Below are 16,362 nucleotides of genomic sequence, written 5' to 3' on the forward strand. Positions count from 1 at the left end.
GACGATGGGAGTGCCTCGCGCCGCCCTCGGCAACGTCAGCCTAGCGCGACGGCGGACTCGTCCCTGGCTATCTCCGCGTAGGCCGCCGCCAGGAGCGTCGGATCGGGGCCCTCGAGGCGGCCCGGCGATCCGATCGAGTCGAGCACGACGAAGCGCAACATGGAGCCGCGCGACTTCTTGTCGCGCTGCATGGCCGCGAGCAACTGCTTCCATTTGTCCCCCCGGTACGTGATCGGAAGGCCGACGGCCGTCAGGATTTCGCGGTGCTTGGCTACGTCCTCGTCCGAAAGCCGCCCCGCGAGGCGCGCAAGCTCGGCGGCGTAGACCATGCCGACCGAGACGGCGGCGCCGTGCCGCCAGGCGTAGCGTTCGACCTGCTCTAGCGCGTGGCCGAACGTGTGGCCGTAGTTGAGGATCTCGCGGAGCGACGATTCGCGTAGATCCTCCGACACGACGCGTGCCTTGACGGCGACCGAACGTTCGACGAGATCGCGCACGACGTCCCAGAGACGATCCGAAACGTTCGGCCAGTTGGCGAACCCGTGAGCGTTGGCGGACACCAGGTCGAGGATGACGGGGTCGGCGATGAAGCCGATCTTGATGATCTCGGCCAGGCCGGCGATCAGATCCCACTTGGGTAGCGTCTCCAGCGCGGCTAGATCGCACAGGACGCCTGCCGGCGGGTGGAACGCACCGACGAGGTTCTTGCCCTCGGCCGTGTTGATTCCGGTCTTTCCGCCGACCGCCGCATCGACCATGGCGAGCAGGGTGGTGGGTATGTGGATGACCGAGATGCCGCGCAACCACGTCGCGGCCACGAATCCGGCGAGGTCGGTCGCGGTGCCGCCGCCGATGGAGACGATCGCGTCTGAGCGCGTGAAGTCGGCTTGACCGAGGATCTGCCAGCAGAACTCCAGGACCTGGGCGCTCTTGGCGGTCTCCGCGTCGGGGATGACGGCGAGGAGAGCCTCGTAGCCCTGCTCGACGAGGTCCTCGCGAACCCCCTGCGCGGTCGCCTCAAGGGACTCCGGATGAATGATCAGGACCTTGGCGACCTTGCTGCCCAGAAGTCCGGGGAGTTCGCCGAGCAGGTGGCGGCCTACGACGACGTCGTAGGTGCGTTCGGCGTTGACTTCGATACGGGTGGGGGCGCTCGGTGTGTGATTCGGCGCGATCGGATCGCTCATGGCTAACTCCTGGAATCGGATTCCCGCGCAGCGACGTGCTGCGCGATTCTTTCGGCGATCTGATGCGGGGTGAGACGCGAGGTGTCGATAGTAACGGTCGCCACGGACTCGTAGGCACTGCGGCGCTCCTCGGCGAGGGCGCGGAACCTGGCGCGCGTGTCCCCCGCTAGCAGCGGCCGGTTGGTGTTGGAACTGCCCAATCGCTTCACTGCCACATCGACGTTCAGGTCGAGGAACACGATCGTTCCGCCGCGCTCTGCGTATTCGGCGAGGGCGGCGCGGTTCCGCTCGGGGATGGGCGCGCCACCACCGAGGGCGAGTACACCGCCGTTGGCCGTCAGGGCAAGGACGAGCGCTTCCGCCTCCAATTGACGAAAGTGCGGTTCGCCGTGGCTTTCGAAGATCTGCGGAATGGACGAGCCCGCCGCGGCGACGATGTGTTCGTCCAGGTCCTGATAGGGCGCCGCGAGGCGCTTGGCGAGTGCGGATCCGACGGTGGACTTGCCGGCCCCCGGAGGGCCGACGAGCACGACGAGCGGACGCGAATCGGCGCTGGTCACCGGAGGTTTTCCGGGATGGAAGCGAGGTACGATTCCAGGTTGCGGCGCGTCTCGGGCACCGAGTCTCCCCCGAACTTCTCGAGCAAAGAATCCGCGAGGGTTAGCGCCACCATTGCCTCCGCCACGACAGCGGCGGGTTGGACCGCGCATACGTCGGAGCGCTGGTGCTGGGCCTGGGACGGTTCGCCGGTGACGACATCGACGGTGCGCAGTGCGCGGGGTACCGTGGAAATCGGCTTCATGGCGCCGCGTACGCGGATCACCTGGCCGTTCGACATTCCGCCTTCGATGCCCCCCGCGCGGTTCGAGAGTCGCTCGATCGTGCCCGATTCGCCGCGCACGATCTCGTCGTGGGCGGCCGAACCCTTGCGGGCCGCGGTCGCGAATCCGTCGCCTATCTCGACGCCCTTGAACGCCTGAATGCCCATGATCGCGGCCGCGAGGCGCGCGTCGAGACGGCGATCCCAGTGCGTGTAGGAGCCGATGCCGCTTGGCACGCCGTAGACGAGGACTTCTACCACACCGCCGAGGGTATCGCCGTCCTTCTGCGTCTGGTCGATCAGGCTGACGATCTTGGCGGAGGTTTCCGTGTCGAGCACGCGCGCCGGATCGGCATCGAGCGCGGCGACGTCCGCCGGGGTCGGAAGCGGGTTCTCGTCGGGGACGCGGATGCCACCGATCTCGAGGACGTGTGAGACGAGTTCGATGCCGGCGACTTGCTTGAGGAGTGCCGCGGCGATCGTCCCGAGCGCTACGCGCGTGGCCGTCTCTCGCGCCGAGGCGCGTTCGAGGACCGGGCGCGCGTCATCGAAGCCGTACTTGCGCATCCCGATCAGGTCGGCGTGTCCAGGTCGGGGGCGCGTGAGCGGACGATTGCGCGCGATCTCGCGCTCGTCCCCCGTGCCCGCATCCTTGAGCAGCGCCTCGCGTGGAACCGGATCAGCAGCCATCACGTCGACCCACTTGGGCCACTCGGTGTTGCCAATGGTGACTGCGAGTGGTCCACCCTGCGTCACTCCGTGCCGCAGGCCCGCCAGTACCGAAACCTCGTCCTGCTCGAACTTCTGGCGCGAGCCGCGGCCATAGCCGAGGCGGCGTCGCGCCAGCGCGGCGCGGATGTCGTCCGTCACGAGGTCGAGTCCGGCGGGCACCCCCTCGATGATTCCTACAAGGGCGGGACCGTGCGATTCACCAGATGTCAACCAACGAAGCATGCATCTATCTTCCCATGTTCCGCGCAAGCCCATCGCCGCCACCGATGCGGCGATCTCCTGCGGATCGATCGAATCGGCGGCGGCGACGGGCGCTTCGAGTGGACTACTTGCGCACTACGCTGACGGCCCGGCTCGGAACTGCATTGCCCAGCGCATTGGTAGCGATCACCCGGAAGTAGACGGACTTTCCGCGCTTGCCCTTCGTGGTCACGAGCTTCAACTTGGTGGCCGCAAGCTTCTTGACCTTTTTCCACTTCGTGCCGTTGTTGGAGAACTGCACAGTGTACGCGGTGACCTTCGCGCCGTTGGCACCCGCCTTGCTCCACTTGACGGTGATCTTGCCCTTCTTGCTGGACTTGGCAGTGATCTTTGCTGGAGCGATGGGCTTGCCAGCTGGCGTCACTGTCATCGGGGCCGAGTAGGAGCCAAGTCCGACCTTGGTGCGGGCAGCGACTCGAATCTGATGGGCCTTGCCATTGGCGAGACCAGTGACAGTCGTCTTGGTTACCTCCGCTTTGACGGAACCCGCACCCTTCCATGCGCCGGATCCCTGGCGGACTTCGATCACGTAGCCGGTGATATCACCATTGGGTTGCGCAGGAGCGACCCATGAGACGGTCACCTGCCTGTCACCGCGCTTCACCGCAACGTTCCGAGGGGCAGAGGCGGTCCCCAGGGTGCTTACGGACACTGTCTCGGCTGGGCCGACACCCACCCCGTTGATCGCCGCGACCGAGACGTGGTAGGACGTGGCGTTCGCAAGGCGGTCGAGGGTGTATCGGGACGTAATGGCCGGGAGGTTGATAGTTGTCCAGGTGACGTCTGCACTACGACGGTATGCGAGTTGATAGCCGGTGATGGCGGAGCCGCCGGTGCTCGCACCGCTGAGTCGCCCAATGGTCAGGTCAAGTTGGCCAAGTTTCGCGGTGACCGTCAGTGTGGGGGCGACGATCGGCTTCGTGGCCGTTTCCTTTTCCGCAACGTCGGACCAGGGGCCGATCCCCTCGGTGTTCTTCGCGGCAACCCGAAACTGGTACTTTTTGCCGGGCAACAGACTGGTGACCAGCATGGAGGGTTCACCGGGCGTTGTTTGCTGCACGGCGGCATCCGCCCAGTCGGTATCGGTGGTGTACTCGCGGTACGCGACTATGTAGATCAAGGGCTGGTCAGTTCCAGCGTTCGCGCCGGTGAGGGCCGTCCAGGTGAGTTTGGCGCCCGTGCCTTCGAGTGTGACGGCGGGCTTGGCGACTTTGGCCGGGACGGTCCGGACGGTGAAAGCACGGGTGGCGGACACATTCAACACTTTGAGTGCGCTTCCGGCGCCCACGGGTTCCGCGAGAGCGCGCACCCGCCACTGGTACTGTTTCCCGGCAGTCAGCGCGTCAGGTATCGCAAACGATGTCGCCACCGTCTCGTAGCTCTTGATGGCCTGGGTGAACGCCGCGTCGTCAGCGATCTGCACCTGATAGCGGACGGCCCCGCCCACAGTGGAGGTCCAGCGCAGAACGCGGTCGACCGATGGCAGTACAGCGGCATCGGCCGTGGTCAGGGTCGTTGTCCCGGTTCCGATGGTGAATCCGGTCCCGGTGCGCCAGTTACTTGCATTCGTACCGGAATCGATGGCGCGCACTTCCCATTCGTAGGCACCTTGCCCGAGTTCGTTGAGGGTGGACGAGACCTGCCCAACATTGTTGACCGTGGTCCAGGTGGATGACCCTACGAGCCGGTAATGGAGTTCGTATTTGACTGCTGCCGACACGACATTCCAGGACAGCGTTGCCGAACCGCCGGAGATTGCGGTGACCGGGTTGGTCGTCGGGGCAGAGATTCCCACGGTGAACGGGCCGTACGCCGTGGTTCTTCCGGGGTTCCCGTTGGCATCGAGTGGCGCGACCTCGAAACTGTAGTTGTTCCCGAAGGGCAACTGGGTGTCGGTCATGGGTGACGGGAAGGTCGTGTCGGTGGATGTGGCAGGTTTTTGCGCCACGTAGAAGGGGTATTCGAGTTTCTTAGTGACCCCGATCTGGGTACCGCCGTTGAGGATCCGGATCTGGTAGCCGCGGCTGCCGCCGTCTTGCAGGCCTGATACCTGCTGCGGGTTCCAACTGAGCAGAGCCGAGCCGTCCTCCTGCGTGATGGCTGCAAGACCGGTGAGTTGCGTACTTGCCTTGGTCCAACTGAAGGCGTCAACGCTGAGGTCGTTCAGGAACCAGTAGGCCGAACTCGTCCATGAATACCCGGTGCGGGTGGGATCAATTGGGCGAACGGCCGCGAAGTACGGGTTAGCGGTCTGGTTGTCTTTGAACACACCATTGATGCGGAGTTTCCGGCTGGGCGTGCGGAAGGAGGCGATGGGGTTGGTGCGCGTCGCGTCGGTGAAGAGTTCCACTTGGTACCCCGGCGCGAAGCCGCCGGTGCCGTTTCCGGCAAGGTTCCAGGTCATCAGCGGTGCGGGATGGCCGATCTTTGTCGGCGGGTTATCCGCGGTGAAGGCCGACTGGTCCAAGGTGACGGCCGTGCTGCTTGGTGCGGTGCGGTCCTCATCTTTGATGGTGAAGTAGCGCATCGGTGACGGGTTGGAAATGAGCACGTCTGCGGGGAACGTCCCTGGGGACGATGAGCCCGATTGGTAGCCGGTCGAGAGCGAACCGGCATAGTCGATCGCCTGCACCTGCCAGCTGTATGTCCAGTCACTACGTGGCTGGATCTGCTTCGTCACGTCGGACACCCAAAGGCAGTCCCCATGAGACTTGAGATTGTCGCTCAGTCCCGTGCCATCGAACTTGTAAGCGATGATCGTTGCGGACGTGGCTCCAGTGCGGCAGTAGACGTTGCCGGTCGGCCCGTACACGGTGACCAGGTAGAACGTGGCGCGTGGCAGTGGTTCCCAGGTCAACTCGAAGTCGGCTAGGTACATCTCTGGCGGCGTTCCCGGGTTGGTAGAGCCGGTGAGCGCCTCGGGGTAGACGAGCTCATCTGTTGGGTCGCTGGCGCTTGGTCCGACCTGCTTCTGCCATTTTTTCTTGAACTCCAGGACGGGCGACGAGGTTCCGGTGTTTCCGGCCGCATCCAGAGGAGTGACCTGCCAGAAGCGGCCCACGTTTGGCAGCGTTGACGTTGGGATGTACGTGGTTGTGAAGACGTCAACCGTCTTGGGCTCCAGAATCGAACCGTCGGCCTCGTTGCGCCCCGTCCCGAACGTGAGTCGGTACTTAGCCGCTCCTGGTACAGCGTCCCAGGAGAACTTCAGGTCCGATTGGACTTCTCCTGGCACGTCCGTCAGGTCCCTGGGGCGCAGATTCGTTGGTGGCAGGTTCCAGACGAGTTGGAATTGGCTCTCCGTCGAATAGGGGCCGTACCTGGTTGGGGTTGCCGCCGTTGTGCCGTTGTAAAGCACGGCGCGCACCCGCCACTTCCAGGTGAGTGTCTGCTGGCTGGCATCGTCGCGGCGTTTCAGGGGTGCGGTGGGTGTGAAAGATGTTCCTTTGACCGTCGTGGTGACTAATCCAGGATTACCCGAATCGAAGACATCGGAGGTGTACTGCAACTCGTATCCGACTGCACCTGTGACGGGTGCCCAGTGGAAAGTAGTGGGGGCCGGGTAGGCGATAGTCGTGACGCCGCTCCCAGCAGGAGCAATCAGTGACGGGGCGAGAGTTCCGTCGACGCTCACTGCGGAGGTCGGCGACGGCAGACCTTCACCGGTGAATGCCTGCGAATAGGAGCGCACGCGCCAATAGAGTTCCGTCGCAGCGTCGGTCACCAGAGGATACGGAGAAATCCAATCGAGAGCATAGGTGTTCACAGTCGACACGGATCCACTCGCGAAGGAGGGGTCAGCGGACCATTCGAGGCGATATGCGCTCGCACCGGTCGCGGCTATCCACTGAAAGTGAACCGTCCCGTCCGCCGATGCGCTAGCCGACAATCCCGTTGGTGCGTCGGGCCCGGCCGCGTTGGCTACGCCTGCGGACTCGCCCGCCAACGCCGTCAATAGGATTGCGAGGAAAGCGGCGATGCGCCCTCGAACTGTCACGTCTGACTCCTGACCTCGTCGGTACTCAGTTAGTTCCTGTCATGGGGCTGCCCTCACCCTTGGTGGTCGGGAGCTCTTCTTTCTCAATGTTCTCATCATCAGTTGCGGTCGTGGCCGCCTCCGGATCCACCAGCACCGAGAGCTGGCCCTCGATGGTGAGCGCGAGTTGACCGGCCTCACTGTCGCCCGTACCCGCTCCGCTACCACCGGATCCGGAGAGTCCCGAGATGAGCAGAATGCGCTGCTCACTCATTTGGAGGGTACGGACGAGCGCGAGGACGTCGGAGTACGATCCCTGCACGTCAATCGAGACGGGTACCACGTAGAAGTCACTGAAGGCGGGCTTGGATGCATTGGTCTCTTCCTGCGAAGTCGCGGTCGGCGTCGTTTCCTCGCCTGCAGTCGCTGTATCCGCTGTTGTGTCTGCCGGCGGGTCCGCCTGTGGCTTGGATACTGCCTCAGCGCCCTTCGCGACCGCCGCCGATTCGACCTCGGCGTTCGTAACCGTCACCTTGGTCGCTGTAGCGAAGGAGACGCTGGTCACCTCAACGTTTCGCTCATCGGCCATCGCTGCGAATTGACGTTGAAACTCTTGGGTCTCGAGCGTCGTGGGCACCTGCACGCGGAGCTCGTTAAGGAGCCCCTTGTAGTCGTCCAGTTGCGCGAATTGGGCCTTGAGTCGGTTCACCTCGGCCTGCGCCTGGTCGTTGCGCGACTCCTGATCCTCGGCCTGGGAATTGGAATCCGCGGCATTATCCAGGAGCGGCTTTGCCGCCAGCAGCACGCCGACCACAATGATTATCACCGAGATGAAGACCGCGAGAATGGTCCACAGCCTGGCCTTGCTTGCGGCCTTAGGGCTCATTTCTTCTCCCCCGAATCTGCGGCGTCGGCAGTGTCGGCACCGACTTCACGATCTTTGAATTCGCGGTGCGCCAGCGCACGCTCATTAATTTGGACGGTCACGCTCACGGTGTAGTTCGCGACGCCTTTGCCTCCGGCGGTGCCACCCTCGTTGAGCGTGGAGTCGAGGATCGTGGCGTCCTGCAGGCCGGGAATGATGTTCAGCGCATCGGCCCAGTCCGACGCATCGGGCAGGGTAGGTGAGGTCGCCGAGAAACTGATAGTTCCGAGCCCGGTCGCGAGCGTAGGGTCCGATACGTCGGGCGCGGGAGAGGTGGGCGAGGCCTGCTCGACCTCGAACTTGTCGATCGTCACTCCTGGCGGGAGTTGCGCGGCGATAGCGTCGATGTAATCGGCCCAGCCGACCTCGGTGACCACGGAGAAGTCGCGGACCTTCTTCGTCGCGTTGATCGACTTGATGACGTTGGTGACCTCCGAATACTTCTTCTTCTCGGCGACGAGCTGGGTCGACCGATCCTGCGCGTCGGCGAGGCGATTGTCCGCGTTCAACTTCAGCAGGTACGTGCCCGCGATCGCGAGGATGACCGCAGCGACCACGCCGAGCACGCAGTAGATCAGCACTCGGCGTCGCGCACTCAGGCGCCGGCCGTCGCGCACCTCGGGCGGAAGCAGGTCGATCTGCGGAAGGCCACTGGGATTCGCGCGCTGGGGTTCGCGCGCGGGAGCGGCCGAGTCCGGAGTCGAGGCCGCCTTCTTCTTACCGATGGTCATGTTGAGGTCCATCAGGCATACACTCCTACTCCGTATGCGAGGCCGATGACGATCGCGGTTTGCGCTGCATGCGCCCGCAGCGCTGCGGGATCGCCAGCGCTCTTCGCGATCGCGAGGCCGTCGAAGGGATCGCCGAGAACGACGTTGAGCCGGCTCGCGCTGGCCAGGTACTGTCCCAGGCCGGGCAGGTGCGCGCTTCCACCCGTGAGCGATACGACTTCCACGTGTCGCCCCCCTGAGGCGGTCGTGAAGTAGGAGAACGTTCCGCGAATGGACTCGACAAGCTTCGTCACGATCTCGGTCATGGCCGCGGCGCCCTCGTGCATGTCCGGTACCTTAGAGGCGCCCAATCCGAACTCCCGCTTGAACTGCTCGGCGCTCTCGGGTGATATTCCCTGCGCGCGCGCCAGCGCGTCGGTGATGTTCTGACCGCCCAAGGGCAGAGCTCGAACGAAGAGCGGCACCCCGTCCACAGCGATCGACACTGTCGTGATTCGGGCGCCTATGTCGACGAAGGCCACGTTGCCTCGGCCAAGCGCGCCGCGGGTCATGGATCGCAGCAACGCAAGTGCGTTGAGGTCCACCCCGACCGGCGCGAGTCCTGCATCGATCGCGGTATTCACGTTGGCGGCTACGGTGTCCCGGGACGCGGCAACGAGCATTCCCTCGTAGGACTTGACACCCGCGTCCATGACCTCACCGATCGGGTAGAAGTCGAGCAGTGCCTCGTCAACGGGCATGGGAAGCAGGTCTTGCACCTGGTAGGACAGGGAATTGCGCAACTCCGTCAGCGGAGCCCACGGCAGGGTGACGGACCGGGCCGCGACGCGCTGGTTCCCGACCCCGAGGATCACCTCTTTGCTGCTGAAACCGGCGCGGGCGAAGAGCGTCTTGATGGCGCTGGCCACGACCTTCTGATCGACGACCTCTCCGTCACGCACGGCGTCGAGAGGCAGCGCCACCTCGTGATAATGCCGCAACTGGGCGTCCGTACCACCGGTTCCGAACTCCACCTCCGCTGCGCGAACGGCTGTGGTCCCGATATCGAGACCAATCGAACGATGCTTGGCCACTATGTTGCCTCTCTTATTCGGGCGCTATTGCTACGACCTATCGGCATGCCCTGCCCCGTCCTTGAGATCGATCATGGCCTTACGTGAAGATCTGCAGGTAACTCGACCAGAGCGCCCTCCCCCACATCACCCCGACCATGGCGCCTGCAAGCATCCACGGGCCGAACGGAATGCCCGATTTCCTGGACGCCCGACCTGTCAGGAGAAGCACGCCGCTGAAGACTCCGCCCAAGAGGAAGGCGGAGAATGCGCCGATGATCAACGGTCCCCACCCGAGCCAAGACAACGCGAATCCCAGCAGTCCGGCCAACTTCACGTCGCCCAATCCCATTCCACCCGGGTAGACGATCGCGGCCACGAAATAGAACGCGAACAGCGATGCCGCACCAATCAACGCTCGCCACAAAGGCCACAGCTCACTCGAGCCGGCGTGCGCGTCGATCAATGTCTGCGCCCCTAGCAGCACCGGCACGACGATATACGACGGCAGAACTATCGAATCGGGGAGTCGGTGCACGTCGAGGTCGATCAGCGCTAGCGCGATTGCCACTGCGCCCAGGTAGGCAAAAGCCAAGGCGGTGAATGTGACACCAAAGTGCCACAGCACCAAGGCGAAGAGCACACCGGTCGCGAGTTCGACGAGTGGGTAGCGAAGATTGATCGGCAGACGGCACGCCCGGCAACGCGCTCGAAGGGCAACCCAGGAGATGAGCGGAACGTTCTCCCACCAACTCAGGGTGTGCCCGCAGCGCGGGCACGCGCTTGAAGGTGAAACCACCGATTCGCCTCGCGGCACGCGCCAGATGACAACGTTCAGGAACGATCCGATGACGAGTCCCAAGACGCCGGCAAGAATAGTAGCCAGAATGCGCGCTGAAGTGCCGTCCAGTAGCTCCGGGATCACCCCGTCGATCGATTCAGTTCGACGAAGTCCTTCAGCGGTGACCCTGGATCGTTGGGGTCCGCGTTCCATTTCTGGGCCATCGATCCGTCACACTTCTCGATTATGACGGTGCTCCAGTTCATGTCCTGCCCGTAGTCGACGTAGTAGTTGTACGCGCCGGAACTCGTGAGGTTCTTCACGTTGGCCTCGTCCTTGTTCCGCTGCTGACTGTGGTGGACGGGGCCGGCCGCTGACAAACACATAGTTAGGTCACTGGTGGGGCGGAACGTCCAACTGGTCATCGGATCGCCACTTGCCGTGGTGCGCAACCACCAGGCCCGCTGGGTGTTGGAGCATTTGGGACCGAATCCGCTCGGGAGGGATTCTTGCCCATTGTAGTAGATATTGCCATCGGTGAATCGAGGGAAGTAGTAGGTCCTCATGTCAACGCCATTCTTATTGAACGGCGGAATCGCCTTTGATGAATCACTAGCCGGGAAACCCTTCGTGGTCGGTGCCAACAGGCAGAAGGGGGTGTTGATGTAGGTCCCATACCAGGCGAATCCGTTCGTCCCCTCGATCGTCGGCTTGACGACAATTTGCGTCGTCTTCGACGTCGTTCCGGCGTCGGGTTCTGCGTAGACCCACTTGTGGTTCCAGCGGAAGTTCTGCGTACCCGTGGTCAGGCTGGCGGGGTCCTGCTTGCACGGATAGAGGATGTTATAGGGCATCCAGAGCTTGTCGCGGAAAACGTCCATGCAGCGGCCGAACTGCAGTAGGTTGACCATTTGCGAGGTGTCGTGCGAGGCGGCGCCCGCGCCGACGTTGGGCTCCGGATCGAATGCGCTCCAGGCGACGCCATCGGTCCGCACGGGGTTACCGACCAACAGTGGCAACCCGGCGAGGTTGGTCGCACTGATCGTTGTCCGCAGGCTGGTTTGCGCGTAGTCGGTGTTCGCGGCGTTCTGCCCCTGCCACGTGCCTCCGTCGCGCCAACTGAGTCGTTGTCCCAGGGGATCTTGCAGCGTCGTGGTACACGGCTGCAGCGTCGTAGCGACCTCACCAGAGCCAGACCCTGGTGGCCGACCGGAAATGCAAAGATCGGTGCCCGCCCCCTTAGATGAGGCGAGGTGGATCATGTAGTCACTCTTCCACTCCCAGCGGTTCTGATCAGTGGGCTCGGCGCAATCGGCGGAGGATGCGTCACGGTAGAAGATCCCGGACCCGGCGGCAACGCTGGATGCGACGAGGCAGTACCCCTTGCCCTCTGAGTAAATGCGGCCGCCGGTCGTGTTCACGACCTTGAGGGAGAACTGGTAGACGGCCTCAATCTTCCGGTCAACCGCGTCGCCGAGAATCTTGTCGTTGCTGTCTGCTCCCTGGGACGTCACCAGTGCGTAGCCCGGGACTGCGCGCAGGCCTCTCCACCCACCTCCTGTCGAACACTGGATCTGGTTCGCCGCGTCATTGCGCCACTGGGCGGACTTGTCACTCGGATCCAGGAGGTAGTATTTAACGGTTGCCTCAAAGCGCGTCGGGGTGCCCGAACCGTCGACGTTCCCGGAGACCAAGCAAGGGAGTTTGTGGATATCCCCCATCGTCTCACCGGAGGGATCCGGGCCGACGGCCGCGCGAATCTGGCTTACGGTCGCGTCGAGACCCGCCTGGGCCGCGGCTATGGTGCGCGTGCTCTTGGCGTTGACGAGGGTGGGTTTGACCTCCATGATCACGAGTGCGAGGAGGATCGCGCTGAGTCCAAGGACGACGAGCATGAGGAAGATGGCCGTGGCCATGGCCACGCCGTCGTCACGGTGGCCGCGCAGCGATTGAAGCCGGTTCATGGTCTTCCCACTCCCGTCAGGCATACAGGAAAGTCGGTGATTCCGTCGTTGTTGGAGTCAGTGTTGCTCGTGGACTGGTCGCTGCTGTTCCGCGCCACCAAGATGGTGTTGAGTTGCGAGCCACTGCCGTCCCCGAATGAGCCCAGGCCTGCGTCCAGGACTACCCGCAGTCGCTGGTTCGTGTAGCTGACGCCGGAACTATCATCAACGCCCGCGCGATAGAACGTGAAGGGCCGCTGGGCCGGGACCGAAAGGTCATTCCTACCCTTGGTGACGAAGCTCTGCCACGCCGAGACCGATGCCGGAGATCCATCGATCCAATTACGGCGCTGCAGTTCCTTGGAAGTGGAGTCATACCGCCATTGGACGCACTGCGCCACTCCCTCATTGTCCGGCTCCATATAGCGGTACTCCACGTACTGCCGAGTGCCCACGATGGCAGGCCGATTGATGTCGGTCGCGTAGCGGATCTCGCGATCCATGCGCTGAAAAACGGTGCGCATCTGGTCACCTGCCGAACTGGACGAGTCCGCCCGCACGGTGGTCCGCACCATGGCAACGACGCCGGCCATGAAGATCGCGAGAACGAGGGTCAGAATTCCCATCGCCACGATCAGTTCCACGAGCGTCATACCCTTGTCGCGAGGGTCGTCCCGGGTTGCCCCCTGGTCCGGGCCTAACGAACGTACGTGATCAGTGACCTCACTCATCAGAACTCGAGCGTCCAATCGGCGATCTGGAATTCGCGTCCGCCATTGCGAACGCTACTGAACGACAGCATGTAGAACTTGTAGGAGCCGGGGTTGGCAACATCGAAGTACCTAGCCTGCTTGCGCGCGCTCCAAGTCTGGTCGATCTTGGTGTCGATCTGCGTCCAGGACGCGTGTGCGGGATTCGTGGCTGCCGCGGCGTTCGTGGAACCGTAGAGCTTCCACGCCTTCGGATCGCGGCCCTCGCTGTCGTTCGCCGACGTTATCGAGTACTTGCTCAGCGTCTGGGCGCTGGACAATTTGTAGATCACGTTGATGGGGAAGTCGCTCCCGCTGGGGAATCGATCCAGGCCGACAAACCACTTGGTGTCCGGGTTCTTATCCGTGATTTCGGTAACCGATTCCGTTTTCCAGTTGGGGATCGACCCCTCGGGCATGCGGCCATACTTCGTTTCAGAGATGAACGTAGTCTTCAGCGTCTCGGAGTCATCGTTGGTCACCGTCGAGTGAATGTTCGGATAGCCCACGTTGAAAGTCACTACCACGGAGTTCGACTCCACACCCAGTGCGGCCAGCGCTGCAGCGCTCGACCACGGAACGAGCTTGTACTCGAACGTGCACTGTCCTGGGGTCGACGGCGGCTTGAAGATCACGCCGTTGTCCTCCAGGTAGTCGCCTGACTTCCCCGCACTAAACTCGCCACAAGACAAGGGGCGGGTGATCTTAACTTTCGTTTGAGTTCCGCCGGCGGGAATATCGTTCTTCTTGAAGTTCCCCGTGGAAACGTCGAACCCTGGCCGGGCACTTGCGTTGTCCGGCCTGAACTCGCTGGCGCCAACGGCGACGATGTAGTTGTCTGGCTTGGCAACCGGGTTAACCCTGATCACGATCGTCTTGGTGATGCCCGTCGTGAAGCCGGTGGACGTGTACATCTGATAGGTAATCGTGAAGTACGCGGGCGTGTCGGTTTGCGGCGTGAACTTGATTGTGCTCGATCGCTTGTTGTTTGTGCTGTTGTACGCCCCGGTGCCAACGGTGAGACGCCCCTGGTAGGAGGTCCCGACCGGCGCCCAGCTGATCCCGACGATGTCGATCTGGCAGGAGGACTTGTTGTCGTTCAACTGGTTGATTTTGAGTTCCTGCGGATTCTCGGTTCCGTCCAACTGCAAGTCGATGACCAGGTCCGAGATGTTCATGCAGTCACCGACGGTGACCCTCACCGCGGCTCGTTCGACTGAGGCGAACACGGCAGCGCCCGACTCGCTACCCTCGACGTCGGCCAGGTAGTAGTAGAAGGTGACGATCGAACCGAGCGGTGTGGTCGAGGGTGCCTTGAACTTGATGCTCGTGCCGTCCGCCTCGATACCCCACTTGTTGAGTTCGGTCTTGTCCGCTGCCCTGCTGGCGGCAAGGGTGGCGTCCGGTTCGGCGCTCAGGATGTCCAAAGTGGGCGACATGCTGATGAACAGCTTCTTGTCGAGCCCTTGGCCGTTGACCTTACCCTGATCGTTGGCGAATACGTTGAGCGTGGTCTCGTCGCCGATGGGCGCGGTGAAGGCATCGTTCACCGCGCGCGGCAGGATGCGCACGTTCACCGTGGCCGCATTCGCAGAGACCTGTCCCTGTGCGTCGATGAGCGTGTACTTGAATGCGTCCGTGCCGGAGTAGTTGTTGTCGGTCGGCAGGTAGCTCACAATGCCGTCACCAACCCGATTGACGGTTCCCTTGACCGCGCCGCCGTTCGCCCCAGAGAGCCGGACCGGATCGTCGCCCGGCTGATAGACGACGTCATCGTTGCCGATGACCGCGTTCATGGTGGCGATGGTATCTCCGGCGCTCACCCGCATGGTGTCATCGACGGGATAGGGACGCAGGTTGGAGTTCCAGAACACGTCCTGGCTGGGATCGATGAGTGCGGTGGCGCGGTAGGAACACGAGGTTGCGGTGCAGTTCTTGCCCGACCATGTGACGACGGCACGCACCCTATAGATCAGCACGTCGTCGACGGCGGCGCGGGCGACGTTGCAGTTCTGCGCGCTCGTCGAGGCCGTGGCGGGGCGGTAGCAACCGCCGATAAGTGTGGTGACCTGATAGGTCGTGTTGGCCACGGTAGTGGAGTACGTCAGTGGCACCCAGTCGTCCGCTACCCCGGCGGCGCCCGCGGGGTCCCAGGCGGAGGTCTGGATCATGTCCGTGGAATCTGCGCCGTTTGCGGCGAAGGCCGCCTGCACGTCCGCCTGCGAGCGGCCGCGCAGTACGCCCGACACGCCGCCCGATTTCGCCGGCTGCGGCGAGACTGCGCGCGCCGCGTCCAGCGCCTGGCTCGCAACGGATGCGGCGACCTGGTCCGACTGCAACTTCTTCGTTGAAGCCAGTCCGGAGATGAAGAAGGCTGCCGCGGCCGCACCAATGATTCCGATCAGTGCGAGGGCGACAACGACTTCGACGAGGGATAGCCCAGCGTCATCCCCACAATTCATCTGACGACGATGCATGTCCCCACTCCTAGCAGATCCTACTGACTGCGGCTGACGGCGAGTTCGTTCAGCATCGCCGAACTACATGTGCGGCAGGGTGTCGTCGACAGCCTTGGCAATCGCCGACACCCTGCGCGTTGTGGAGAACTATGTTTCGGATTTACCAACGGTGCTGGTACTCAAGACGGTTCTCCACCTGTCTGCCGATCCGACTTACTGAAGGCCTCCGGCAGCCGAGTCGTACGTGAACTCGTTGCCTGCAGCGTCCTTGGTTCCCTTGGGATTGTAACCAGTAATGGTGTAAGCCTGCGGGTCTGTTGGACTGATGGTGTAGGTGATGATGTTGCCTGTCGAGAGGACGATCGTTCCGCCAGCGGCCTTAGTTCCTGCCGGAATTACGAAATTGTTGGGAGCTGTCCCGCCAGTTACGATCGGTGCGCTGGGGTACGCCTGTTCGTCGGTGTAGTACGTCTCGATCTCGTTGGCTGCCGTGCGGAGGTCCGACTTGATGGACGAGTCGACGGCCTTCTTGCGCTGGTTGAGGAACACCGGGATCGCGATGGCCGCGAGGATACCGATGATGATGATGACGACGAGGAGCTCGATGAGCGTAAAGCCCTTGTCCTTCTCCGCCAGGGACTTCTGGATGCGTGCGATCATGATTCACACCTTCCTATGATTCTCAGTCACAGTAATCCGGTCCGGAAGCCCCGGACCGGGGGTCCTACCACTGTTGCCTTCGGCGC

Annotated in this window: 12 protein-coding genes; all 12 read right to left on the reverse strand. The window is 63.0% G+C overall.

Features of this window, described 5'->3' with window-relative positions; translation table 11 throughout:
• Window positions 1–35 precede the first annotated feature (35 nt).
• Window positions 36–1,187 carry a 3-dehydroquinate synthase gene (gene aroB / locus FB461_RS04685; RefSeq protein WP_142119418.1) on the reverse strand — a complete coding sequence of 384 codons (1,152 nt, stop codon included), beginning with the start codon at window positions 1,185–1,187 and terminating at the stop codon, window positions 36–38.
• A 2-nt stretch (window positions 1,188–1,189) separates the two neighbouring features.
• The gene (locus FB461_RS04690; RefSeq protein ID WP_142119421.1) at window positions 1,190–1,747 is read right to left on the reverse strand and encodes a shikimate kinase; all 558 of its coding nucleotides are present in this window, start codon (window positions 1,745–1,747) and stop codon (window positions 1,190–1,192) included.
• Window positions 1,744–2,961, reverse strand: coding sequence for a chorismate synthase (gene aroC, locus FB461_RS04695; RefSeq protein WP_142119423.1), 1,218 nt, complete (start codon window positions 2,959–2,961; stop codon window positions 1,744–1,746). Before aroC ends, FB461_RS04690 begins: the two co-directional genes overlap by 4 nt.
• A gap of 103 nt (window positions 2,962–3,064) precedes the next feature.
• On the reverse strand, window positions 3,065–6,997 hold the full coding sequence (locus FB461_RS04700) for a fibronectin type III domain-containing protein (protein ID WP_142119425.1): 3,933 nt from the start codon (window positions 6,995–6,997) through the stop codon (window positions 3,065–3,067).
• 25 nt (window positions 6,998–7,022) lie between these two features.
• Window positions 7,023–7,862: a hypothetical protein gene (locus tag FB461_RS04705; protein ID WP_142119427.1), complete on the reverse strand. Its 840-nt coding sequence runs from the start codon at window positions 7,860–7,862 to the stop codon at window positions 7,023–7,025.
• Window positions 7,859–8,644, reverse strand: a complete 786-nt coding sequence (locus FB461_RS04710; protein WP_142119429.1) for a PilN domain-containing protein — start codon at window positions 8,642–8,644, stop codon at window positions 7,859–7,861. The genes FB461_RS04705 and FB461_RS04710 overlap by 4 nt, the downstream gene beginning before the upstream one ends.
• On the reverse strand, window positions 8,644–9,705 hold the full coding sequence (gene pilM / locus FB461_RS04715) for a type IV pilus assembly protein PilM (RefSeq protein WP_142119431.1): 1,062 nt from the start codon (window positions 9,703–9,705) through the stop codon (window positions 8,644–8,646). The genes FB461_RS04710 and pilM overlap by 1 nt, the downstream gene beginning before the upstream one ends.
• Window positions 9,706–9,784: 79 nt before the next feature.
• Entirely contained in the window at window positions 9,785–10,609 is an 825-nt protein-coding gene (locus tag FB461_RS04720; protein ID WP_246046016.1) for a prepilin peptidase, read from the reverse strand.
• Window positions 10,606–12,429 carry a hypothetical protein gene (locus FB461_RS04725; RefSeq protein WP_142119435.1) on the reverse strand — a complete coding sequence of 608 codons (1,824 nt, stop codon included), beginning with the start codon at window positions 12,427–12,429 and terminating at the stop codon, window positions 10,606–10,608. Before FB461_RS04725 ends, FB461_RS04720 begins: the two co-directional genes overlap by 4 nt.
• Window positions 12,426–13,139, reverse strand: coding sequence for a PulJ/GspJ family protein (locus FB461_RS04730; RefSeq protein ID WP_142119437.1), 714 nt, complete (start codon window positions 13,137–13,139; stop codon window positions 12,426–12,428). The genes FB461_RS04725 and FB461_RS04730 overlap by 4 nt, the downstream gene beginning before the upstream one ends.
• Complete coding sequence (locus FB461_RS04735) at window positions 13,139–15,619, reverse strand: Ig-like domain-containing protein (RefSeq protein WP_211349834.1); 2,481 nt, start codon at window positions 15,617–15,619, stop codon at window positions 13,139–13,141. The genes FB461_RS04730 and FB461_RS04735 overlap by 1 nt, the downstream gene beginning before the upstream one ends.
• A gap of 210 nt (window positions 15,620–15,829) precedes the next feature.
• Window positions 15,830–16,276 carry a prepilin-type N-terminal cleavage/methylation domain-containing protein gene (locus FB461_RS12420; protein WP_142119441.1) on the reverse strand — a complete coding sequence of 149 codons (447 nt, stop codon included), beginning with the start codon at window positions 16,274–16,276 and terminating at the stop codon, window positions 15,830–15,832.
• Window positions 16,277–16,362: the final 86 nt, after the last annotated feature.

It is taken from the genome of Rarobacter faecitabidus (assembly GCF_006716265.1).
GTDB classification, from domain to species: domain Bacteria; phylum Actinomycetota; class Actinomycetes; order Actinomycetales; family Cellulomonadaceae; genus Rarobacter; species Rarobacter faecitabidus.

Excerpts from the sequence above, each read along its gene's own strand:
- aroB (WP_142119418.1), bottom strand. The coding sequence starts at position 1,187 with ATGAGCGATCCGATCGCGCCGAATCACACACCGAGCGCCCCCACCCGT.
- FB461_RS04710 (WP_142119429.1), bottom strand. The coding sequence starts at position 8,644 with ATGGACCTCAACATGACCATCGGTAAGAAGAAGGCGGCCTCGACTCCG.
- FB461_RS04735 (WP_211349834.1), bottom strand. The coding sequence starts at position 15,619 with ATGAATTGTGGGGATGACGCTGGGCTATCCCTCGTCGAAGTCGTTGTC.
- FB461_RS12420 (WP_142119441.1), bottom strand. The coding sequence starts at position 16,276 with ATGATCGCACGCATCCAGAAGTCCCTGGCGGAGAAGGACAAGGGCTTT.
- aroC (WP_142119423.1), bottom strand. The coding sequence starts at position 2,961 with ATGCTTCGTTGGTTGACATCTGGTGAATCGCACGGTCCCGCCCTTGTA.
- FB461_RS04725 (WP_142119435.1), bottom strand. The coding sequence starts at position 12,429 with ATGAACCGGCTTCAATCGCTGCGCGGCCACCGTGACGACGGCGTGGCC.
- FB461_RS04730 (WP_142119437.1), bottom strand. The coding sequence starts at position 13,139 with ATGAGTGAGGTCACTGATCACGTACGTTCGTTAGGCCCGGACCAGGGG.
- FB461_RS04705 (WP_142119427.1), bottom strand. The coding sequence starts at position 7,862 with ATGAGCCCTAAGGCCGCAAGCAAGGCCAGGCTGTGGACCATTCTCGCG.